This is a genomic window from Corynebacterium sp. DNF00584 (assembly GCF_001552965.1).
In the GTDB taxonomy this organism is placed as follows: domain Bacteria; phylum Actinomycetota; class Actinomycetes; order Mycobacteriales; family Mycobacteriaceae; genus Corynebacterium; species Corynebacterium phoceense.
The window spans coordinates 18,064-39,865 of record NZ_KQ959726.1 but is presented as its reverse complement, the minus strand read 5'-3'; the positions used below and the strand labels follow the sequence as shown (position 1 = coordinate 39,865).

General features: G+C 63.5%; 17 protein-coding genes. 12 read left to right on the top strand and 5 right to left on the bottom strand.

Features of this window, described 5'->3' with window-relative positions; genetic code table 11:
- Window positions 1-34: 34 nt before the first annotated feature.
- The 3 genes from rpsA to coaE all read left to right on the top strand — a co-directional run bounded on the left by rpsA (window position 35) and on the right by coaE (window position 4,585).
- Window positions 35-1,492, top strand: a complete 1,458-nt coding sequence (gene rpsA / locus HMPREF0307_RS00160; protein WP_066484734.1) for a 30S ribosomal protein S1 — start codon at window positions 35-37, stop codon at window positions 1,490-1,492.
- A 341-nt stretch (window positions 1,493-1,833) separates the two neighbouring features.
- Window positions 1,834-3,900, top strand: a complete 2,067-nt coding sequence (locus tag HMPREF0307_RS00155; protein WP_066484727.1) for a glucose PTS transporter subunit IIA — start codon at window positions 1,834-1,836, stop codon at window positions 3,898-3,900.
- A gap of 85 nt (window positions 3,901-3,985) precedes the next feature.
- Window positions 3,986-4,585, top strand: a complete 600-nt coding sequence (coaE, locus tag HMPREF0307_RS00150; RefSeq protein ID WP_066484502.1) for a dephospho-CoA kinase — start codon at window positions 3,986-3,988, stop codon at window positions 4,583-4,585.
- Window positions 4,586-4,722: 137 nt separating this feature from the next.
- On the opposite strand, the gene HMPREF0307_RS00145 is transcribed toward coaE, so the two are convergent.
- Entirely contained in the window at window positions 4,723-6,108 is a 1,386-nt protein-coding gene (locus HMPREF0307_RS00145; RefSeq protein WP_066484499.1) for a DUF4185 domain-containing protein, read from the bottom strand.
- Between the two features lie 399 nt (window positions 6,109-6,507).
- Here HMPREF0307_RS00145 and uvrB point away from each other — a divergent pair, with 399 nt between their 5' ends.
- The 3 genes from uvrB to HMPREF0307_RS00130 all read left to right on the top strand — a co-directional run bounded on the left by uvrB (window position 6,508) and on the right by HMPREF0307_RS00130 (window position 9,713).
- Entirely contained in the window at window positions 6,508-8,619 is a 2,112-nt protein-coding gene (gene uvrB, locus HMPREF0307_RS00140; protein ID WP_066484494.1) for an excinuclease ABC subunit UvrB, read from the top strand.
- Window positions 8,620-8,768: 149 nt separating this feature from the next.
- Window positions 8,769-9,212, top strand: coding sequence for a universal stress protein (locus HMPREF0307_RS00135; protein ID WP_066484488.1), 444 nt, complete (start codon window positions 8,769-8,771; stop codon window positions 9,210-9,212).
- Between the two features lie 60 nt (window positions 9,213-9,272).
- Window positions 9,273-9,713: a universal stress protein gene (locus tag HMPREF0307_RS00130; RefSeq protein WP_066484484.1), complete on the top strand. Its 441-nt coding sequence runs from the start codon at window positions 9,273-9,275 to the stop codon at window positions 9,711-9,713.
- A gap of 115 nt (window positions 9,714-9,828) precedes the next feature.
- Here HMPREF0307_RS00130 and HMPREF0307_RS00125 read toward each other — a convergent pair whose 3' ends face one another.
- The 4 genes from HMPREF0307_RS00125 to HMPREF0307_RS00110 form a co-directional block, all read right to left on the bottom strand.
- Window positions 9,829-10,866 carry an App1 family protein gene (locus HMPREF0307_RS00125; protein ID WP_066484478.1) on the bottom strand — a complete coding sequence of 346 codons (1,038 nt, stop codon included), beginning with the start codon at window positions 10,864-10,866 and terminating at the stop codon, window positions 9,829-9,831.
- Window positions 10,867-10,911: 45 nt separating this feature from the next.
- Window positions 10,912-13,200 (bottom strand): HelD family protein, encoded by a 2,289-nt coding sequence (locus tag HMPREF0307_RS00120; RefSeq protein ID WP_066484473.1) that lies wholly within the window; start codon window positions 13,198-13,200, stop codon window positions 10,912-10,914.
- A 146-nt stretch (window positions 13,201-13,346) separates the two neighbouring features.
- Window positions 13,347-14,285 carry a DoxX family protein gene (locus HMPREF0307_RS00115; RefSeq protein WP_066484467.1) on the bottom strand — a complete coding sequence of 313 codons (939 nt, stop codon included), beginning with the start codon at window positions 14,283-14,285 and terminating at the stop codon, window positions 13,347-13,349.
- Between the two features lie 106 nt (window positions 14,286-14,391).
- Entirely contained in the window at window positions 14,392-14,994 is a 603-nt protein-coding gene (locus tag HMPREF0307_RS00110) for an MBL fold metallo-hydrolase (protein ID WP_066484466.1), read from the bottom strand.
- Window positions 14,995-15,107: 113 nt separating this feature from the next.
- Here HMPREF0307_RS00110 and uvrA point away from each other — a divergent pair, with 113 nt between their 5' ends.
- The 6 genes from uvrA (at window position 15,108) to HMPREF0307_RS00080 (ending at window position 21,669) form a co-directional block, all read left to right on the top strand.
- The gene (gene uvrA / locus HMPREF0307_RS00105) at window positions 15,108-17,951 is read left to right on the top strand and encodes an excinuclease ABC subunit UvrA (RefSeq protein WP_066484464.1); all 2,844 of its coding nucleotides are present in this window, start codon (window positions 15,108-15,110) and stop codon (window positions 17,949-17,951) included.
- 27 nt (window positions 17,952-17,978) lie between these two features.
- The gene (locus HMPREF0307_RS00100; protein WP_066484454.1) at window positions 17,979-19,022 is read left to right on the top strand and encodes a serine hydrolase; all 1,044 of its coding nucleotides are present in this window, start codon (window positions 17,979-17,981) and stop codon (window positions 19,020-19,022) included.
- Window positions 19,023-19,241: 219 nt separating this feature from the next.
- The gene (infC, locus tag HMPREF0307_RS00095) at window positions 19,242-19,811 is read left to right on the top strand and encodes a translation initiation factor IF-3 (protein ID WP_141629043.1); all 570 of its coding nucleotides are present in this window, start codon (window positions 19,242-19,244) and stop codon (window positions 19,809-19,811) included.
- Between the two features lie 38 nt (window positions 19,812-19,849).
- Window positions 19,850-20,044, top strand: a complete 195-nt coding sequence (gene rpmI, locus HMPREF0307_RS00090) for a 50S ribosomal protein L35 (RefSeq protein ID WP_066484451.1) — start codon at window positions 19,850-19,852, stop codon at window positions 20,042-20,044.
- A gap of 57 nt (window positions 20,045-20,101) precedes the next feature.
- On the top strand, window positions 20,102-20,485 hold the full coding sequence (gene rplT, locus HMPREF0307_RS00085) for a 50S ribosomal protein L20 (protein WP_066484446.1): 384 nt from the start codon (window positions 20,102-20,104) through the stop codon (window positions 20,483-20,485).
- Between the two features lie 374 nt (window positions 20,486-20,859).
- Window positions 20,860-21,669: a TrmH family RNA methyltransferase gene (locus HMPREF0307_RS00080; protein ID WP_066484439.1), complete on the top strand. Its 810-nt coding sequence runs from the start codon at window positions 20,860-20,862 to the stop codon at window positions 21,667-21,669.
- Window positions 21,670-21,802: the final 133 nt, after the last annotated feature.

Here is a 21,802-nt window from a genome sequence, read left to right as displayed (position 1 = left end):
CGACCTCCTACACCACATTCGGAGCATTTCTTACATGCCTACTTCTAACACCCCTCAGGTTGCGATCAACGATATCGGAACCGCTGAGGACTTCCTCGCCGCCGTCGACGCGACCATCAAGTACTTCAACGATGGTGACATCGTTGAGGGCACCGTCGTCAAGGTCGACCACGACGAGGTTCTGCTTGACATCGGATACAAGACCGAGGGCGTTATCCCGTCCCGCGAGCTGTCCATCAAGCACGACGTTGACCCGGACGAGGTCGTCGAGGTCGGTGACACCATCGACGCACTTGTTCTTACCAAGGAGGACAAGGAAGGCCGCCTGATCCTGTCCAAGAAGCGTGCTCAGTACGAGCGTGCCTGGGGCGCTATCGAGGATCTGCAGGCCAAGGACGAGCCGGTTACCGGTACCGTCATCGAGGTCGTCAAGGGCGGCCTCATCCTCGACATCGGCCTGCGCGGCTTCCTGCCGGCATCGCTCGTCGAGATGCGTCGCGTCCGCGACCTGGAGCCGTACATCGGCCAGGAGCTGGAAGCCAAGATCATCGAGCTCGACAAGCAGCGTAACAACGTTGTTCTGTCCCGCCGTGCATACCTCGAGCAGACCCAGTCTGAGGTCCGCTCCGAGTTCCTGCACCAGCTGCAGAAGGGCCAGGTCCGCAAGGGCGTCGTGTCCTCCATCGTCAACTTCGGCGCCTTCGTCGATCTCGGCGGTGTCGACGGCCTGGTTCACGTGTCCGAGCTGTCCTGGAAGCACATCGACCACCCGTCTGAGGTCGTCACCGTTGGCGACGAGGTCACTGTTGAGGTTCTCGACGTCGATCTCGACCGCGAGCGCGTCTCCCTGTCCCTGAAGGCTACCCAGGAAGATCCGTGGCGCGTCTTCGCCCGCACCCACGCTGTGGGCCAGATCGTCCCGGGCAAGGTCACCAAGCTCGTTCCGTTCGGTGCGTTCGTTCGCGTCGAAGAGGGCATCGAGGGCCTCGTTCACATCTCCGAGCTGGCTCAGCGCCACGTGGAGGTTCCGGACCAGGTCGTCACCGTTGGCCAGGAAGTCATGGTCAAGGTCATCGACATCGATCTCGAGCGTCGTCGTATCTCCCTGTCTGTTAAGCAGGCAGACGAGGACTACACCGACGAGTTCGATCCGTCGAAGTACGGCATGGCCGACTCCTACGACGAGCAGGGCAACTACGTCTTCCCCGAGGGCTTCGATCCGGAGACCAACGAGTGGAAGGAAGGCTTCGACGAGCAGCGTCAGGCTTGGGAGGCTCGCTACGCCGAGTCCGAGCGTCGCTTCAACCTGCACACCGCTCAGATCGAGCGCAACCGTGCAGCTGCCGCCGAGGCTGCCCAGCAGTCCGAGGCTTCGAACTACTCCTCCGAGTCCGCCGATGCAGCTCCGGCATCGAACGACAACGAGACTCACGGTTCGCTGGCTTCCGATGAGCAGCTCGCTGCTCTGCGCGACAAGCTCGCTGGCAACTAAAGGCTTTACGCCTTTCGCTCGTGCCGGTGTCTAACGCACCGTGCATGAACGAGGCCGCCGTCTGATTGAGGAATCAATCAGGCGGCGGCCTTCGCGCGTCTTGCTATGGCTCGCCACGCGTGAGAAATGCAACGCGCTGCTGTGATCTTTAAGACGCCCACGCGGGGCATAGGCACGTTTGTTCAATAGTGACCTTGCCTTTTGTCTCTGTTAAGCGTGCGTTAAGGCACAATCGGGCGTCTACGGTCTTTTGATCATGCCCGGATTAGAGTAATCTTCACAATGATATAGCCGCACACTGAGTGGTTATCACCATACGTCTCAATGAAGAGGAGTACGCCGTGGCATCGACCAAAGATACCGCGCAGCACATCATCAAAAATATTGGTGGCGCTGACAACATTACGTCTCTGACGCACTGCGCAACGCGCTTGCGTTTTCAGCTTGCTGACCCATCCAAGATTGACGAGAAGACTCTCGAATCTGACAAAGCCGTTCTCGGCACCGTGCACCAAGGCGAGCACGGATACCAGGTCGTCATGGGCGGCGGCGTCGCTGACTACTATCGGGCAATCATTAAGGAGCCAGGCGTCGATCCGTCGGGCGAGCACAAGGGCAACGCACGCGGCCCGAAGATCGGTGCCGACGGCAAGAAGGAGTACGGCGGCATCCGCAAGACCGGGTGGGTCGACTACTGCTTCGAGTTCCTGTCTGACACCTTCCGCCCCATCCTGTGGGCGCTGCTCGGTGCCTCGCTGATTATCACCTTGCTCATTCTGGCCGATACTTTCGGCCTGCAGGACTTCCGCGCCGACATGGAAGACCAGCCGGCGGGCTACCAGCTCATGCATGCGATGTGGAGGTCAGTCTTCTACTTCCTGCCCATCATGATTGGCGCCACGGCGTCGAAGAAGCTGGGCGCGAACGAGTGGGTTGGCGCTGCTATTCCGGCCGCGTTGCTCACCCCGGAATTCATGGGTCTGTCCAATATCGCAGAGACGACCACGTTCCTGGGTGGCGACGCACAGAAGGTCGAGATCTTCGGCCTGCCGCTCATTCTCAACGACTACTCGTCCCAGGTCTTCCCGCCGCTGCTCGCTGCTATCGGTCTGTATTGGGTGGAAAAGGGCCTGAAGAAGATCATCCCGAGCTCTCTGCACATGGTGTTCGTGCCGTTCTTCTCCCTGCTCATCATGATCCCGCTCACGGCCTTCCTGCTCGGCCCGTTCGGCATTGGTATCGGCAACGGCATCTCCAACTTCCTGGCCGCCGTCAATAATTTCTCGCCGTTCGTCCTCGCTATCGTCATTCCGCTGCTGTACCCGTTCCTCGTCCCGCTTGGCCTGCACTGGCCGCTCAACGCGATTATGGTGCAAAACCTCGCCACGCTGGGTTACGACTTCATTCAGGGGCCGATGGGTGCCTGGAACTTTGCCTGCTTCGGTCTCGTCGCCGGCGTCCTCGTTGTCTCCATCAAGGAGCACAACAAGGCCATGCGCCAGGTCGCCACGGGTGGCCTCGCCGCAGGTCTGCTTGGTGGTGTTTCCGAGCCGTCCCTGTACGGTATCGTTCTGCGCTTTAAGAAGACCTACCCGCGCTTGCTGCCGGGCTGCTTCGCTGGCGGTGTCGTCATGGGTATCTTCAACATTAAGGCCAACGCCTTCGTCTTTACCTCGCTGCTTACTATCCCGGCCATGACCCCGGCTCTGGGTTACCTGCTCGGTGTCGCCGTCGCATTCTTCGTGTCCTTCTTCCTCGTCCTCTTCTTCGACTACCGTTCCCCGGAGGAGCGCGACGAAATCCGCGCCCAGATTGCGGCCGAGCGCGAGGCTGAGGGCAAGGAGCCGGTCGAGGTTCTCACTCCGGCTGCCGATGCCGCCCCTGCCGCAGCCGCCGCTGCAGCCCCGGCCGCCGTAGCCGTTGCCGCTCCGGCTTCCGAGGCCATCAATCTCGACTCGCCGCTCGAAGGCGAAGCTGTAGAACTGTCCGAGGTTCCGGACCCAATTTTTGCTGGCGCCAAGCTCGGCGAGGGCATGGCCATCAAGCCGACCGGCAACACGGTCTACGCTCCGGCTGACGGCAAGATCCTCACGGTCCAGAAGTCTGGCCACGCGGTCGGCCTGAGCCTCGATAGCGGCGTCCAGCTGCTCATCCACGTCGGTCTCGACACCGTCGAGCTGGCCGGCGAGGGCTTTACCGTCCACGTCGAGAAGAAGCAGCGCGTCTCTGCAGGCGACAAACTCATCACCTTCGACCATGAGTTCATCGAGTCCAAGGGCTACAACCTCATCACCCCGGTTGTCGTCACGAATACCTCCAAGTTCTTCTCCATCGAGGGCAAGGCCGGCGCGGTGACCCCGTCTGACCAGCTGCTCACGGTCACGCCGAAGGCAAAGTCCGAAGAGTAATCAGCTCGCTTCGCCGCCGCGCTCGTCGCGGCGGCGTTCGCGTTTTTCCTGCCGGTGGCCCGCAGCTGTCGTAGGCTTGAACACCATGAAGCTCATTGGACTCACTGGCGGTATTGGCAGCGGCAAGTCGACGGTCGCGAGGCTGCTCGCGGAACGCGGGTGGAGCGTCGTGGACGCTGACCAGATAGCGCGCGAGATCGTGGAACCGGGGGAGCCGGCCCTCGCGGAACTCGTGGAGGCCTTCGGTGCAGACATCCTCGACGAGGCGGGCACGCTTCAGCGTGCCGAGCTCGCCCGCCGCGCCTTCGTCGACGCTGAGCACACTGCGAAACTCAACGCTATTACCCACCCGCGCATCCAGGAGCGCACACAGGAGCGCTTCGCCGAGGCGCGCGTCGCCGGCGTGGAGTACTGCGTCTACGATATGCCGCTGCTCGTGGACAATGGGCTCGATAGGGACATGGACGAGGTCCTTGTGGTCAACGTCGACGTGGAGGAGCGCGTGCGGCGTCTCGTCGCCCACCGCGGACTCGACGAGGCCGACGCCCGCCGCCGCATCGCGCAGCAGGTGCCCGACGAGGTGCGCCTGGCCGCGGCGACCTACGTCATCGACAACAACGGCGTGCTCGAGGACTTGGCACTCCAGGTCGATCGCGTCGCCGCCGCCATCGAGAAGGCCGAGTAACGCACCCGCATTGCTGCCCGACGAGTCTCGCTGCCGCGGCCGATCCTTGTCCCCTCCGCTGCGAAAAATGCGGCAACCGCGCGCCTCAGTCCGAGGACCGGCGGCGTGCGGTGTGCGCGTGAAGAAGCGAAGAAAGGCTACTTGCCTTCAGCGACGACGTCGCCGACGACCTTGACGCTGATATCCGCCGATGGGTTGTTCACGGCGTAATCGAGGTCGGTACGCATGACGTAGGTGTTGTAGTCGCCCCACGTCGACAGGACGTAGTAGAGGTTCTGGTCGTCGAGCTTCGGCAGAATGAAACCGCCGTAGAGCTGCGGGACATCGTGGCCGGAGATGAGCTCACGCGGCGCGGACCATTCGCCCTCGGGCGTATCGGCGGTGCGCATGACGAGTGCGTACTTGGCGGAGTCTAAGTACAGCGCCACGTACTTGTTGATGTACTTGTTGTAGACAACGGACATCTCGCCGAGCTTGCCAGGGTTCGAAGGACCGAAGACCGGCTCCAGGTCGCGGCGATCGGAGCTCCAGCTGTGGCCGTCCCAGTACTCGAAAGCAGACTCGGACGGGAACTCGCTTTCCTTGGCGCGGGAGAGATACGCGGTGCCCGCGCGGCCGTTCGGGGTGGAGTAGCGGTAGACGTAGCCGTCCTTGTCCGGGGTCTGGAGGAACGCGGACATCTGGAGCTTCTCGTTGCCGGTGTCGTAGCCCTTGCGGCCCGGCAGGATGATGTCGTTTGTGGCGTGCTCGTTGACGCGGGTGGAGTCACCGACGACGGACCAGGTGCGGCCGTCGTCCGTGGATTTCATGGTCGCAGCGTAGTTGGTGACCCACGGTGCATCTTTCGGCCATTTCTTGACGGACATGTAGTCGATGTAGTGGGTGCCGTTGATTTCGATGCCGGCGGTGGGGATGGTGGTGTGCTCGACGCCTGGGTTCTTCTCCGAGGAGATGAACTCGCGGGCCGTGCCGGAGCTCTGCCAGCCGTCGGAGGTGAGCGCCTGGTGGAGGCTCACGCCGTCGCCGTAGTTGAAGTCGCGGGTGCGCAGCAAGACATTGGAGCGCCAGCCGTTGCCCGAGCCGCTGCAGGAGAAGGTGTCGCCAAAGGCGAGGTACATGCGCGGCGTATTTTCTTCCGAGTCATCGAGGTAGGCGATGCCCAAGTCCGTGCTTGTGATACCCCACTTGCGGTCCGTGCGGTCCGGAGAGGAGGGGCCGGTGAGGAAGTGCATGGAGCGCGTTGGGCCCTCAGCCGTGATGAGCTGCTTGGCGACGCCCGTGGACGTTGCTTGCTTGACGGCGTCGGCCTGGGCGGGGCTGAGCGAGGAACCGCCGAAAGAGGAGCCGGCGAAGGAACCGAGGAGATCGGCAGCAGCATTGGCCTTGGGGCTTCCCACCTGGGAGGTGGACTGGGACGTGCACTGCTCCGCCTGCGCGACCGGAGTGGGTGCAAGGGTAGTAAACGGCAAGATGGCAATCGCTGCCGCGGTCGTAGACAGCTTGAGGAGAGAGGACTTCTTCATGGAGCCTTAGTCTAAACGTTTTGCGGCGCGAATGTTCATGTTGCCGCTGTGAGTTGTTCGCTGTGAGTTGTTCATTGTGGGGGATGAAGGTCCAGGGCCAGAGGAACGTGGGATTGTGGGCTTTTCAATAATCACACGGCCGTCGAGCTGCTCTCCGCCCTGCGCACCGGGACCTTTTGCCTCGCGGACTTTTGGCGCTCGTGCGTGCCGGTGGGTGAGGCGGCATCGGAAAGCTGGTGCATGGATGGGGAAGTCGAGGCCTGTGTGGCGCTCGGGGCGCACGCGAGCCAGCCGGTGGCGGATCGACGCCGTGTGGGAAGCCACAGGCGAGGCGGAGCGCTGGCCGCGGGCGATGCTATCGGCTAAGCCTGAAGGTGCGCGGGCGCTAGACTGGGCGGCATGGCTTTTGCTGCTGAACACCCCCTGCTTCCCGAATCCGAGCACCGCGTCGTTGGCGACATCGAGCGCAGAGAGAAGAAATTCGAGGTCGTCTCCGAATACAACCCGTCGGGCGACCAGCCCGCGGCGATTGCGGAGCTCGACGAGCGCCTGAGCCGCGGCGAGCGCGACGTCGTCCTCATGGGTGCGACCGGTACCGGTAAGTCGGCGACGGCCGCGTGGCTCATCGAGAAGCAGCAGCGCCCGACGCTCATCATGGCGCCGAATAAGACGCTCGCCGCGCAGCTGGCCAACGAACTGCGCCAGTTGCTACCGAATAACGCGGTGGAGTACTTCGTCTCGTACTACGACTACTACCAGCCGGAGGCGTATATCGCGCAGACGGATACCTACATCGAGAAGGACTCTTCGATTAATGAGGACGTGGAGCGTCTGCGCCACTCGGCGACCTCGGCGCTGCTTTCGCGGCGTGACGTCGTGGTCGTCTCCTCGGTGTCCTGTATCTATGGCTTGGGTACGCCGCAGTCCTACTTGGACCGCTCGGTGGTGCTCGATGTCGACGATGAGGTGGATCGCGACCGCTTCCTGCGCCTACTCGTGGATATTCAGTACGAGCGCAATGACGTTGGTTTTACCCGCGGCACGTTCCGCGTTAAGGGCGACACCGTGGATATCATTCCGGCCTACGAGGAGCGCGCAGTGCGCATCGAGTTCTTTGGCGATGACATCGACGGTCTCTACTACATCCACCCGCTCACCGGCGACGTCATCGAGCAGGTCAACGAGGTCCGCATCTTCCCCGCGACGCACTACGTGGCGGGCCCGGAGCGCATGGCGCGCGCGGTCGAGGACATCAAGGCGGAGCTCAAGGAACGCCTTGAAGACCTAGAAAACCGCGGCAAGTTGCTCGAGGCCCAGCGCCTGCGCATGCGCACGGAGTACGACCTCGAGATGATCGAGCAAGTCGGCTTCTGCTCCGGCATCGAGAACTACTCGCGACACATCGATGGCCGCCCCGCGGGCTCGGCGCCAGCGACGCTGCTCGATTACTTCCCAGAAGACTTCCTTACGATCATCGATGAGTCCCACGTCACCGTGCCGCAGATTGGCGGCATGTTCGAAGGCGATATGTCGCGTAAGCGCAACCTTGTGGAGTTCGGCTTCCGCCTGCCTTCGGCGGTGGATAACCGGCCGCTCACCTTCGACGAGTTCGAGGAACGCGTGGGACAGACCGTCTATATGTCGGCGACGCCGGGCAACTTCGAGCTCACCGCATCCGACGGCGAGTACGTGGAGCAGGTCATTCGCCCGACCGGCCTCATCGACCCGAAGGTCACGGTGCGCCCGACCAAGGGCCAGATCGACGACCTCATTGACGAAATCCGCACCCGCACGGAGAAGAAGGAGCGCGTGTTGGTCACGACGCTCACTAAGCGCATGGCCGAGGACCTCACGGACTACCTGCTCGAGCACGGCATTAAGGTACGCTACCTGCACTCCGATATCGATACGCTCCAGCGCGTCGAGCTCCTGCGTCAGCTGCGCATGGGCGAATACGACGTGCTCGTGGGCATCAACCTTCTGCGTGAGGGCCTCGACCTCCCGGAGGTCTCGCTCGTGGCTATCCTCGACGCGGATAAGGAAGGCTTCCTGCGTTCCACGACGTCGCTCATCCAGACCATCGGTCGCGCCGCGCGTAACGTCTCCGGCGAGGTCATCATGTACGCGGATAAGGTCACTGACTCCATGGCCGAGGCCATCGAGGAGACGGAGCGCCGCCGCGAGAAGCAGATTGCGTACAACAGGGAACACGGTATCGACCCGCAGCCGCTGCGCAAGAAGATCGCGGACATCCTTGACCAGGTCTACGAGAACGCGGATGCTGCCGATGCCGCCGAGGGCGCGGCGGCCGCGTCCGACCCGGCGTCCATGGTGGAGCGTCCGGATGTTTCGTCCATGGCGACGGAGGAGGTCCAGAAACTCATCGACGACCTCACGGCGCAGATGGGCGAGGCAGCGCGCGAGCTCAAGTTCGAACTTGCCGGCCGCCTGCGCGATGAGATCATGGATTTGAAGAAGGAGCTGCGCGGTCTCAAGGAGGCGGGCATCTAGCGACGGATGTCGCGCGCGGCAGCTGGCGCGGCAAAAGCTCGCCGCGGGTTCGTGCGCGCGTTTATACTCAACAGTAGTGTGTGACGAATCGCACCATGAGTGGGGCGCCGTCACTTTTTCTCAAGTGTTGATGTGAAAGGAATTCTCTCATGCGGTATAAGACTATTGCGGTGGGAACGGACGGCTCTGATACCTCGCTGCGTGCCGTGCGCACCGCTGCGTCGATGGCGGCGGCGTACGACGCGGAGCTCATCATTGTCTCCGCGTTCGGCAGCCACGAAAACGTGGGCACGCGCTCGGGCGGAACTGCGGAAACGCCGATTATCTCCGAAGACATGTCGCAGACCTTCCTTAAGTCTGCCCAGGATGTTGCCGCGGAGGAGGGCGCGAGCAAGGTGCGCATTATCGCGAAGTCCGGCGACCCGGTGGCGACGATGCTCGAGGTGGGCAAGTATCACCGGGTTGACCTGCTCGTGGTGGGCAACAAGGGGCGCAATTCTGTGCGCGACCGCGTCATGGGGTCCGTGGCGACGGAGCTGATGCGCAAGGCATACGTCGATGTCGTTGTGGCGCACACAACGGAGGATCGCTAAACCTGCCAAATGGGGCTAGACTGGAACATCGACTGAGATCCCCCTCTATGAAAGGCCGCCATGAGCGATTACAACAAGATTGTCGTCGGTACCGATGGTTCCAAGTCCTCCCTGCTTGCAGTGGAGCGCGCAGCCAAGATGGCTGCCGCTTTCGATGCCACGCTGATTATCGGCTGCGCGTACTACGAGAACAAGGAAGAGGCGTCCAAGACCCTGCGTCAGGACTCCGTAACCATTCTGGGTGACGACAAGGCGAAGGCAAACCTTTCCGCAGGTCGCGAGCATGCAGAGAAGTTCGGTGTGAAGAGCATCGAGACCGCCGTGCGCCCGGGCACCCCGGTGCAGGCCCTCATGGCCATCGTTAACGAGTTCGGTGCCGACCTCCTCGTTGTGGGTAACCGCGGCATCAACTCCCTGACCGGTCGTCTGCTGGGCTCCGTCCCGGCCGACGTTGCTCGCCAGTCCGACTGCGACGTGATGATCGTCCACACTGTCAACTAAGACGGTGGCCGCGCCGAGCGCGCCGCGAACAGAAAGCCGGCCGGACTGAATTTTCGTTCAGTCCGGCCGGCTTCGTCGTGTCCGGTTTTAGAAACCAAGGTGGAGAAACACCGGTTTAGAATTCCCTCGCGCGGTAGGCCTCGAGGAGTTTGTTGCCGTCCGCGCCCTGGATGAAGGGGAGGGGGCCGAGCGCGGAGTCGCGTTCGTCCACGAGCGGGGTGAGCGAACCGTGGGAGAGCAGCTGCTCGCCCGGGGTGAGATTGCGGATAGCGATGGCTCGGACGCGGTCTGGGTGCTCCTCGGCTGCGTCACCGTACGTGAGCGGGTCGTGTTGGCCGTCGTCGCCGACGAGAATCCACTTAATCTGCGGGAACGCAATGAACAGGTTGCGCAGCTGGACGCGCTTGTGTTCCTTGCCGCTGCGGAACAAGCCAGTGGGCGTGGGCCCCCAGTCCGTGAGCAGCATGGGGCCCTTGGGCAGGCCATTGTGCTCCAGGAAAGTCTCGAGGGTATCGAAGGTGTTCCAGGCACCGGTCGACAGGTAGATGACGGGCGCGTTGGGGTGGTCTTCGCGTAGCTTCTCGTAGAAGCGCGCCATGCCCGGTACCGGCTGGCGGGTATTTGTGCGCTTGACCCAGGAGTTCCAGGCGGCGGTCATGGCGCGAGGCAGCCAGGTGATGAGCACCGTGTCATCGATATCGCTTACAATGCCGACATCCTGGTCGTCGCCGACGATGAGAACCTCCGCCGTCGTGGGCGGCTGGTCAGTGGGGATACCAGCGTTGGGATCTGCGAGGACCTCGATGGTCACGTCGTGCCAGCCGGGTGTGAGTCCGTGCCCATGGAGCTGGACGTCCACGTAGCCCTGGGCCGTGGAGTGCGTCGTGGCGGAGGCCTCGCCCGCGGTCACGCGGACGGGGATGCCGGGGGCTTGGACAGTGAAGAACTGCCGGTAGCCGCGCTGTGCCCACGCCTCGTTCTCGGGGGCTGCGGGATCGCCGTAAAGCATGCGGCCCAGCACGTGGACAGTCTCTTCGGAGCCATAGCCCTTGTAGGCAGTGACCTGAGGAAGCCAGCCACGCGCGGCGCTGCGCCGCACGTTGTAGTCGTTGATGGTGCGTTCAGCCTTACGGACGATATCTGAGAGTGCCATGGCCCCAGACTACGGAATCTCGCCCGACCGTGTCCCTCGGCTGCGTTAGCTTTCGGGGACCTCGGCGGGCAGCGGGCCGACGACGGTGAGCGTCTGCGTCGCGCGGGTTACGGCGACGTAGAGGTTCTGCCAGCCCTGTGGCGAGGCCTCGACAATGGCCCGCGGCTCGACGACGGTGACGTGGTCGAACTCGAGGCCCTTGACTGACTCCGCGGTGGCGGCGGTGACCACGGCGTGAAGGCGGCCTTCGGAATCGGTGAATGAAACTGTCTCGGAGCCCACCGCGTCTCGCGCGGCGTCGAGCGCGGCGGCGGTCTCGGCGTCGAGTTCGTCGGCGCCCGCGAGGAAGCGTACTGGCTCGCCGTCGCGGACGGCTTGGGCCGGGGTGGCGTCGGGGTCGATGACGGCGAGCAGGCGATTGGCAACCTCGGTGACGGGCTCGGGCGTGCGGTAATTGACCGTGAGCGCGTGGTGGCGGAACCGGGTGCCGACGAAGGCTTCGAGGGTTTCGGCCCAGGAGTCGACGCCTGCGGGGGAGCCGGTCTGCGCGGTGTCGCCGACGAGCGTCATCCAACGCGAGGGGCTGCGGCGGAAGACCATGCGCCACTCCATGGGCGTGAGCTCCTGGGCTTCGTCGATGATGACGTGGCCGTAGGCCCACGTGTGGTCAGCCTGGGCGCGCTGCGCCGTCGTGCGGTGGTCGCGGACCTCCTGGCGGCGGGCGAGGTGCTCAGCGTCGATGACGTCGGCAGCGGAGAGGATTTCCGCGTCAAACATGTCGTCGTCGTTATCTGTGGAATCTGACGAGGACAGGATGTCGAGGGCGTCCTCGGCGTCCGCGATCTGCTCGCGCCACGCGCGGTCTTCGGCCTCCTGCTGTTGCTGAGGGGCGGGCATGCCGATGAGGACGGCGAGCTCGTCGAGGAGTGCAGCATCGGAGGCGCTCCACGCCTCCGCGTCGGCGCGGTAGAGCGCCTCGCGCGTCTCGTCGTCGTAGTCGCCCGCGGCGAAGTCGATGGCGTCGCGGTCGCCGAGGAGCTCCGCGAGGACCTGCGTGGGCGTAAGCTCCGGCCAGTGCTCGTCAATGAAGTCAGTGACGACGCGGGTCTCCGCGAGATCGTCGTGGAGCTGATCGATGTCCGCCTGGCCGAGGAGGTTCTCGCCGCCGAGCGGGTCAGCACCGATCTTGTCTGCGAGTTGGCGGGCGAGCTGATCGATAAGGTGTTCCGCGAAGGCGCCGCGCGCGTCATTGTGCGGGCGGCGCGAGCGCCGTGCGCGGGTGCGCGCGGCCTTGACCATCGCCGGTGTCACAGTGAGGTCGAGGTTATCCACGCGCAGGGTCGCGGCTGATTCGGGGGGCGTTTGGTAGGCGCGCACCGCGTTTGTGAGAATTTCAACCATGGCCTCCGAGCCTTTTACTTCGCGGGCGTCGAGCGACTCGGGTTGCGTGCCCTCCACGCCGGGGAACATCGAGCCCACGGTGGCGAGCACGACGCCGGTCTCGCCGAGCTCGGGCAGGACGCGCGAAATGTAATCGAGGAACGTCGGGTTCGGCCCGATGATGAGCACGCCGGTGCTAGCGAGCAGATCGCGGTGGTTGTAGAGGAGGTAGGCCACGCGGTGGAGCGCGACGGCGGTTTTGCCGGTGCCGGGGCCGCCCTCGACGACCATGACGCCGCGTGTGGCGTCACGAATGATCTCGTCCTGCTCGCGTTGGATGGTCTCGACGATGGAGGCCATGTGGCCCGTGCGGGCGCGCTGCAGTGCGGCGTGGAGGGCGGACTCTCCAGCGACGTCGCTGGAGGCGGCACGGCCAAGCTCGGCGCCGGAGAGCACCTCGTCGTTGATGCCGGTGACGGTGCGACCCTTCGTCCGAATGTGGCGGCGGATGGTAACACCCTCGGGCTGGGCCGTGGTCGCGAGGTAAAAGGGGCGGGCCATGGGCGCGCGCCAGTCGAGCAGCAGCGTACGGTAGTCGTCCTCGCGGTCGTCCAGGCCCATGCGACCGATGTAGCGGCGGTCGAGGCCTTCGGGCGTTGGGTTATCGCCTGGGGCGTCGATATCGATGCGGCCGAAGACGAGGCCGAGCTGCGCGAGGTTGAGCTTGTCCAGCTTGCCCTGGAGGGCGTGGTACTCCGTCTCGCGGCGCACGAGGGCGTCCGAGTCCGGGTTCTGCGGATCGACGTCGAGCATGACCTTGCGCAGGCGCTCGTTGGAGGCGGCGACTTCGTCGTCAAGGCGTTGGAACAGGCCGTCGACATACGCCTGCTCGGCGCCGATGGCGTGGGTGGTGGCGTCGAGATGCTGGGAAGAATCTGGGGATGAATTCGGCATGAGGCAGACTCCTTGGCGTGACGCGGACATAGGCGGCGCGAGTGCGCCGGCATAAGAAATGCAGACGGATAAGCATACGCCTGTGCGAAGAAAAACGCGGCACGCGGCGAACGACGTGGTGTCGTTCGCCGCGTGGGAGCGGGAGACTAGATGCGGTCGCCCAGCTTCTTCAGGGCCTTAGCGATAGCCTTGTCAGCCTTGGCCTGCAGCTGGTCGGCCTTCTTTGCTGCCTTGCGCTGGTTGCGGGCAACGTCGATCTGGGAGACGGCCTTATCGGCGCGGGCCTGTGCCTTGGAGGCGTTCTTCACCAGAGCCTTGCGGGCGGTCTTCGAGTTGTCCTGGGCAGCGGCGAGGAAGTCCTGGCCCTGCTTCTTCCAGTCATCCGCGTTGTCATCGATGAAGCCCTCTACGGCCTCACGTGCGTCCTCGACGTAGGACTTGGCGGTGTCGAGGAAGTTACGGCCGGCCTTCTCCCAGTCGTCGCGGTTGTCGTCGACGTAGGCCTGAGCCTTCTCCGAGGTCTCGGTGAACCAATCCTGGGCCTGGGAGGAGAACTCCTGGGCGCGGTTGGAGACGTTGTCTGCGAACTTCTCGGACTCGGACTTGGTGGGTAGCGCCGCCTGAACCTTCTTAGAGGTGCGCTTGGTGACATCCTGTGCGCGCCAGCGCAGGGACGGGTTGCCCTCCGTGTCCTGGGTGAGGATGGCCAGGGCGCCGAGGAGCGCGGCGTTGGTGACGAAACCGTTGCGCTGGGATTCCTTCTCGGCCTTATCCTTGGCCTCCCAGAAAGCATTGCGTCCCAGGAGGGTCGCCAGCTGGGTAGCAGCGAGGATACCGGCCGAGGTGCGCGGGGCCTTGCCGAGGGCGAAGAGGGAACCAGCGCCGACCTTAGCGCTGCCCAGCCCGCGGGCAACGAGCACCGGGTCGTTGGGGATGTAGCCCTTGTACTGGGCCGGCACGACCGTGCGGATCTTCTTGAGCAGCGACTCGGTCTCCTTGACGTGGTCCGAGGTGTTGCGCAGCGTGTCGACACCGTCCCAGACGAATACGGAAGCCAGCGCGGGGCGAGCAATCTTGCGGATCATGCCTAATTTCTCCTTGCGGTTTATTGGATTACTAACTAGTGCCTAGAGTACGCGGGATTACTGCGTGACGGGGCGAAAAACACAGGGGTGGGGTGAACCGAATGGCCTACCAGCGGCGCTCCCACCACTCAGGCAGGTGCGGGCGCTCGTCGCCCAACGTTGTGGGTTTGCCGTGGCCAGGGTGCACGATGGTCTCGTCCGGGTAAACATCAAAAAGACGCTCGGTTACATCTTTATAAAGACGAACGAAATCATTCTCCGAATTGGTCTTGCCTACGCCACCCGGGAAGAGGCTGTCGCCCACAAAGAGGTTGGTCATGCCGTCTATCGATGCCGCCAGCGCCGCGCCGCCTGGCGTGTGGCCGCGCAGAATAATAATGGGCAGCTCCTCGCCGGCGAAGTCGATGTGGTCGCCGTGCTGCAGCTCGACGTCGACGGGCGCGGGCAGGGCGGGAGAGTCGAGGAAGGCCGCGTAATGCGTGGCGCCGGTCTCGCGGAGGATCTCCTCGAGTGCGCGGACGTGATCCCAGTGGCGGTGGGTGGTGAGGACGGCCTCGATGGTCACGCCGGTATCGCGCGCCATCTGGAGGATGGCCGGGGCGTCATCGGCGGCGTCGATGAGGAGGCCGTGTGTACCGTCGTGAAGCAGGTAGCAGTTGTTGTCCATCTCACTGACGGAAATATGTTCTAATTTCAGTGCGTTAGTCATAGTGACAACCCTACGGGTATTTTTAAAGTTCGGAGCACAACCCAACCGGGCCGCCCCTTCTCGCGTCGCGCGGGAACGGGATGACGCGCCCGCTAAGAAGGGAAAGAAAACTAGTGGCAGATCGCCTCATCGTCCGCGGCGCCCGCGAGCACAACCTCAAAGGCGTCGACATCGACATCCCCCGCGACAAGATGGTCGTCTTTACTGGCTTGTCCGGTTCGGGAAAGTCCTCACTCGCGTTTGACACCATCTTCGCGGAGGGCCAGCGCCGCTACGTCGAGTCGCTGAGCTCCTATGCGCGCATGTTTTTGGGCCAGATGGACAAGCCGGACGTGGAATTTATCGACGGTCTCTCGCCGGCGGTGTCCATCGACCAGAAGTCGACGAACCACAACCCGCGTTCGACGGTGGGCACGATTACGGAGGTCTACGACTATCTGCGCCTGCTTTTCTCTCGTGCGGGCACGCCGCACTGCCCGGTGTGTGACGCCGTCATCGAGCGTCAGACCCCGCAGCAGATCGTTGATACCGTGCTGGAGAACGAGGAGAAGCTCAAGTTCCAGGTCCTCGCGCCCGTGGTGCGCAAGCGCAAAGGCGAATTCGTCGACCTCTTCGCGGACCTGTCCGCGCAAGGTTTCTCCCGCGTCCGCGTGGACGGCGAGATCCACCAGCTCACGGATCCGCCGAAGCTGAAGAAGCAGATCAAGCACACTATCGATGTGGTCGTCGACCGCCTGCAGGTCAAGGCCTCGGCGAAGCAGCGCCTCACGGACTCCGTGGAGACCGCGCTCAAGCTGGCCGATGGCCTCGTGACCATCGATTACGTGGACAACGAGGAGCTCACTCACACGTACTCGGAGAAGACCTCGTGCCCCAACGGGCACACACTCACCATCGAGGAATACGAGCCGCGCGCGTTCTCCTTCAACGCGCCCTTCGGCTCCTGCCCGGCCTGCGACGGCCTGGGCACGCGCCTCGAGGTGGACACGGAGTTGCTCATCCCGGACCCGGACGCTCCTGCCACGGAGGCCATTCAGCCGTGGCATTCCTCGCCGAACTCCCGCTATTTCGTAAAACTTGTCGAAGGCCTGGGCAAGACGCTTGGCTTCGACCCGCAGACCCCGGTGAGTGAACTTACCGAGGAGCAGCGCCACGCGCTCATCTATGGCACGGACGTGGAAGTCAACGTCCGGTATAAGAACCGCTACGGCCGCACCCGCAACTGGACCGCGCCCTTCGAAGGCGCCGTGGGCTTCCTCGAGCGCAAGCTCGAGACCGCGGATTCCGACTCGCAGAAGGACCGCCTCCTGCAGTACACGCGCCGCGTCGCCTGCCCGACCTGTGGCGGCACGCGTCTCAAGCCGGAAATTCTCGCGGTGCGCCTGGAATCCACCGCGCATGGCGAGCAGTCCATCGCGGGTCTCACGGCGCTGTCCATCGAGGACGCCGCGGAGTTTCTCGACTCGCTCGTGCTCGGATCCCGCGAGGAAATCATCGCTGGCGCCGTCCTTAAGGAAATCCAGGCCCGCCTGCGCTTCCTCCTCGATGTGGGGCTCAACTACTTGACGCTCGACCGCGGCGCTTCCACGCTGTCTGGCGGCGAGGCCCAGCGTATCCGCCTCGCCACGCAGATTGGCTCCGGCCTCGCCGGCGTCCTCTACGTCCTCGATGAGCCGTCCATCGGCCTGCACCAGCGCGATAACCAGCGCCTCATTAAGACCCTCAAGCGCCTGCGCGACATCGGCAACACGCTCATCGTCGTCGAGCACGACGAGGACACTATCCGCGAAGCCGACTGGCTTGTGGACGTCGGTCCGCGCGCCGGCGAATACGGCGGCGAGATCGTCTACCAGGGCGAGCCGGCCGGCATTGAGAAGGTCGAGGACTCGCTCACAGGCGCCTACCTCTCCGGCCGCCGCGAGCTCGCCGTGCCGGATCACCGCCGTGAGATCGATAAGGACCGCACGCTCAAGGTCGTCGGCGCCCGCGAGAATAACCTCAAGGGCATCAACGTGGAAATACCGCTGGGGGTCATGGTGTGCATCACCGGCGTCTCGGGTTCGGGCAAGTCCACCGTCGTCAACCAGATTTTGGCGAAGACCCTGGCCAATAAGCTCAACCGCGCCCGCCAGGTGCCGGGCCGCGCCAAGCGCGTCGAAGGCATCGAGCACCTGGACAAGCTCGTCCAGGTCGATCAGTCGCCCATCGGCCGCACGCCGCGCTCCAACCCGGCGACGTACACGGGAGTCTTCGACAAGATCCGCAACCTCTTCGCCGAAACCCAGGAGGCGAAGGTGCGCGGCTACAAGCCGGGACGCTTCTCCTTCAACGTCAAGGGCGGCCGCTGTGAGGCCTGCCACGGCGACGGCACGCTCAAGATCGAGATGAACTTCCTGCCGGACGTCTACGTGCCGTGCGAAGTCTGCGGCGGTGCGCGCTACAACCGCGAGACGCTCGAGGTTCACTACAAGGGCAAGAACATAGCCGAGGTCCTCGACATGCCGATTTCCGAGGCCGCCGAGTTCTTCGAGCCGATTACCTCCATCCACCGTTACCTCGCCACGCTCGTTGACGTGGGCCTCGGCTACGTGCGCCTGGGCCAGGCCGCGACCACGCTCTCCGGCGGCGAGGCCCAGCGCGTCAAGCTTGCTTCCGAGCTGCAGAAGCGCACCAACGGCCGCACTATCTACATCCTCGACGAGCCAACCACCGGCCTGCACTTCGAGGACATCCGCAAGCTCATGCTCGTCATCCAGGGGCTCGTGGACAAGGGCAACTCGGTGGTCATCATCGAGCACAACCTGGACGTTATCAAGGCTGCAGACTGGATTGTCGACATGGGGCCGGAGGGTGGCGCCGGCGGCGGCACCGTCGTGGCGCAAGGCACGCCGGAAGACGTCGCGAAGGTGGAAGGGTCCTACACGGGACAATTCCTCAAGGAGTTGCTGCCGCACTAGCCCGCGGCGTGCTTTAGACTCATGCGAATGAAAAAGTCGTTTCTGTGCGCAGGACTCATCCTCCCGCTCGCCGCATGCTCGCCAGCGCAGGAGCAGCCTTCCGATGCCCCCGCAGCCGCCGCTGGTGCCTCCGCCGCGGCGTCTGCGTCGGGCGAGTCAGGCCGCGCGGGGATTGAACGGCGTCTCGACGGCCTCGTGGCCGACCTCGTTAAAGAACACCACGGTGCAGAGGTGGGCATCGCGCTCGCGGATGCGCAGGGCACGCTCGCCGCGGGCGCGCCCGGCAAGGGGCCGGCATGGTCGACCATCAAGGTGCCCATCGCTATCACGGCACTGCGTGACGGCGGATCGGCGGACCTCGTCGACGCGGCGATCACAGAGTCCGATAACGACGCGGCCTACGCACTGTGGTCCAAGGTGAAGTGGAGCGAGGACAACGCCACCGCCGCCATCGACGAAGTGCTCGCCGAGGGCGGCTCGAAAGCCACGTGGCAAAAGCCGGACGCGAACGGCGACGTGAGTTTTGGTTATGCCGAATGGCTCCTCAAGGATCAGGCGACCTTTGCGGCGCACCTCAACTGCGTGGCCGATCACAAGCAGGTCTCACGCGCAATGGGCGATATCGTCGAGTGGCAGCAGTATGGTCTCACCGCACTGGACAACACGCGTGCGAAGGGCGGCTGGGGCTTCGACGAGGACAGCGGACGCTATACCCAGCGTCAGTTCGGTGTCCTTGACGTGGGGGACACGAAGTCAGACGCGCATGGCTCCATCGGTATAGCGCTCACCGTGGTCTACAACGATATGGATGACTTCGGTTCCGAGCAGGACGCCTACGACGACGCGGTCAAGGCCCTTGACGACGCAGCGGGCGACCTCAAGGACATGATTTCCGAGGGTATCGACGACGGAACGCTCACCCCAGTTCACGACTGCGACGGCTTGCCGCGTGCACATGCAACCTCTGCGCCGGAGCACGCCTCGGAGAAAGGGGCATCGGCAAGCGCGGCGACGAGTTCCGAACCTGCCAGCTCGAGTCGTAGGCCAGCGGCGAACTCGGCGCGGAACTAGGCGGCGTGGCGAATTTGGTTCCGCGGGCCGGTGGTGTTAGTCTTAGTTCCACTACCGCCCGCAGAACCTTCCAGGAGGTCTCGGGTCACAAGCGGAGTTTCTCCCACCTGATGCCGCGCCTCGCGCGTTGGCTCAAGGTAAAAGGGTCACCAGGCTTTCGGGTCTGGCAATTCTTTCGAGAGCTCCCGGCTGTGCACGCACAGACCGGGATTTTCGTTTGTGGTCGAGGTAGGCACACTACGAATCATCTTTATCAAGGAGACCACAATCAGCGCTGAAGCTCGCATTAATGAGCGTATCCGAGTGCCCGAGGTCCGACTCGTCGGCCCGGGCGGTGAACAGGTGGGCATCGTCCGTACCGATGATGCTCGCAAGCTCGCTTATGAAGCAGACCTAGATCTGGTCGAGGTTGCACCGAAGGCCAAGCCGCCGGTCGCCAAGATCATGGACTACGGCAAGTACAAGTACGAGCAGGCCCAGAAGGCTCGCGAGGCTCGCAAGAACCAGCAGCAGACTGTGGTGAAGGAACAGAAGTTCCGTCCGAAGATCGATGAACACGACTACGAGACCAAGAAGTCGAACGTGGTGCGCTTCCTGGAGAAGGGTTCCAAGGTCAAGGTGACCATCATGTTCCGTGGCCGCGAGCAGTCGCGTCCGGAGCTGGGTTTCCGCCTGCTGGAGCGTCTCGCCGAGGACGTCCAAGAAGTTGGCGTCGTCGAGTCGCGCCCCAAGCAGGATGGTCGCAACATGACCATGGTTTTGGGACCAGTCCGCAAGGGCAAGAAGTAGAACGAACAGAACTTTCGGGAATTAAGGACTTAACTCTCATGAAGCAGAAGACCCACAAGGGCATGGCCAAGCGTATTAAGGTGACCGGTTCCGGCAAGCTGCGCCGTGAGCAGGCTGGTCGTCGCCACCTGCTCGAGGGCAAGCCCTCCAAGCAGACCCGTCGCCTCAAGGGCGAGAAGGATGTCGCTCAGAACGACATCAAGCGCGTTAAGCGCCTGCTCGGCCGCTCCTAATAGCGCCGAATCAACCCACACTCAATAAACCACTAGATTTTTTAAGGAAGTATTACTGTGGCACGAGTCAAGCGCTCCGTTAACGCTAAGAAGAAGCGTCGCGCAATCCTCAAGTCCGCTAAGGGCTACCGCGGCCAGCGTTCCCGCCTTTACCGTAAGGCCAAGGAGCAGTGGCTGCACTCCATGACCTACGCTTACCGCGATCGTCGCGCCCGTAAGTCTGAGTTCCGCAAGCTGTGGATCCAGCGCATCAACGCTGCTGCCCGCATGAACGACATCACCTACAACCGTCTCATCCACGGCCTGCGCCTGGCTGAGATCGAGGTTGACCGCAAGATCCTCGCTGACCTTGCCGTTAACGACTTCGAGGCATTCTCCGCTCTCTGCGAGGCCGCTAAGGCTGCGCTGCCGGAGGACGTCAACGCTCCGAAGGCTGCCTAATTACTTAGGCTGAAGCTTCTTATGCCTCCTTCCACGTTTCTCGTGGAAGGAGGCGTTTGCGTTGTCTAAGCAGGCTTGTAAGGAAACACGCATGAAGGCAAAGAGTTGGATGGGGGCATTGCTCGGAGCGTGGGGCGGATTCGCTGGCGCGCCCGTGTGCTTTTAAGGCGTTGCGTTGGAACACTCAACCGATGCGGCTCGCAGCTTTGGGTTTATGGCGCCTTGGGGCCTCCGTTTGGGCCTGAGGCGCCATAAAACCAAAGTTGGCGTCGTGTGGCAGTAGCGCGCTATGTCTGGCTCGGGGTTGCGCCCGGCGCGGCTCCGCGAGCGAGGAGGTTGGAAGGGGCTCTGGCGTGGCTGATAGATTTGGGGGCATGAACCTCGACTTCGATAATGCCTTTACTGAGCGCACCCCGCGCATCGTCAACGCCGCCAAGCTGCACCGTTCCAAGGAGCGCAAGAAGGCAGGAAAGTTCATTATCGAGGGCGAAAATGCCGTCGACGCAGCAGTGTCGACCGGCGCCGCCACGGATATCTTTGTCTCCGAGGCCGCCGCGCAGCGCTTTGACTATATCTTGACGGCCGCTGGCTACATGGACGTCTACGTCCACCCGATTACGGATAAGGCGGCGAGGCACCTGTCCGATACCGCAACGACCACGGGCCTCTTCGCGCTGTGCAAGCCCGTGTTGTGGTCCGCCGGCAAGATCCTCGCTGGCAAGCCGCGGCTGGTCTCCGTGCCCGTGCTGACCTCCGAGCCAGGCAATGCGGGCACGCTCATCCGTACCTCGGACGCGATGGGCGCGGACGGCGTCATCTTCGCGGGGGAGACGGTGGACCCTCTGGGCTGTAAGGTGGCGAGGGCATCGGCAGGCTCGCTGTTCCATGTCCCCGTCGCGCGCGAGCAGAACATTAAGGACGTGCTGGGACAGCTGCGAAAGTCCGGCATGCAGATCCTCGCTACGGCGGCCGATGGGGAAGTAGACCTTGCGGAGGCTGACCTCACCCAACCCACCGCTTGGCTCTTTGGCAATGAGGCCCACGGCTTGGGTGAGCTGCTCGAGGAAGCTGACGTGCGCGTGCGCATTCCCATCCGGGGCCGCGCTGAGTCCCTCAACCTCGCGACGGCGGCATCGATTTGCCTGTACGAGTCTGCGCAAGCGCTGAATTCTTCAGGCGCCTAACGCGTCGCTTGTGCGCCGTGCGCTTGCTCTTGACAACCCCCAAGTCGCTGGGGCGGGAGCCGTGACCCTCTGCGTCATTGCCGCGGAAGTAGCTGGTGGCTATGTGTGGCGGAAGATGACGTACCACGCCCGC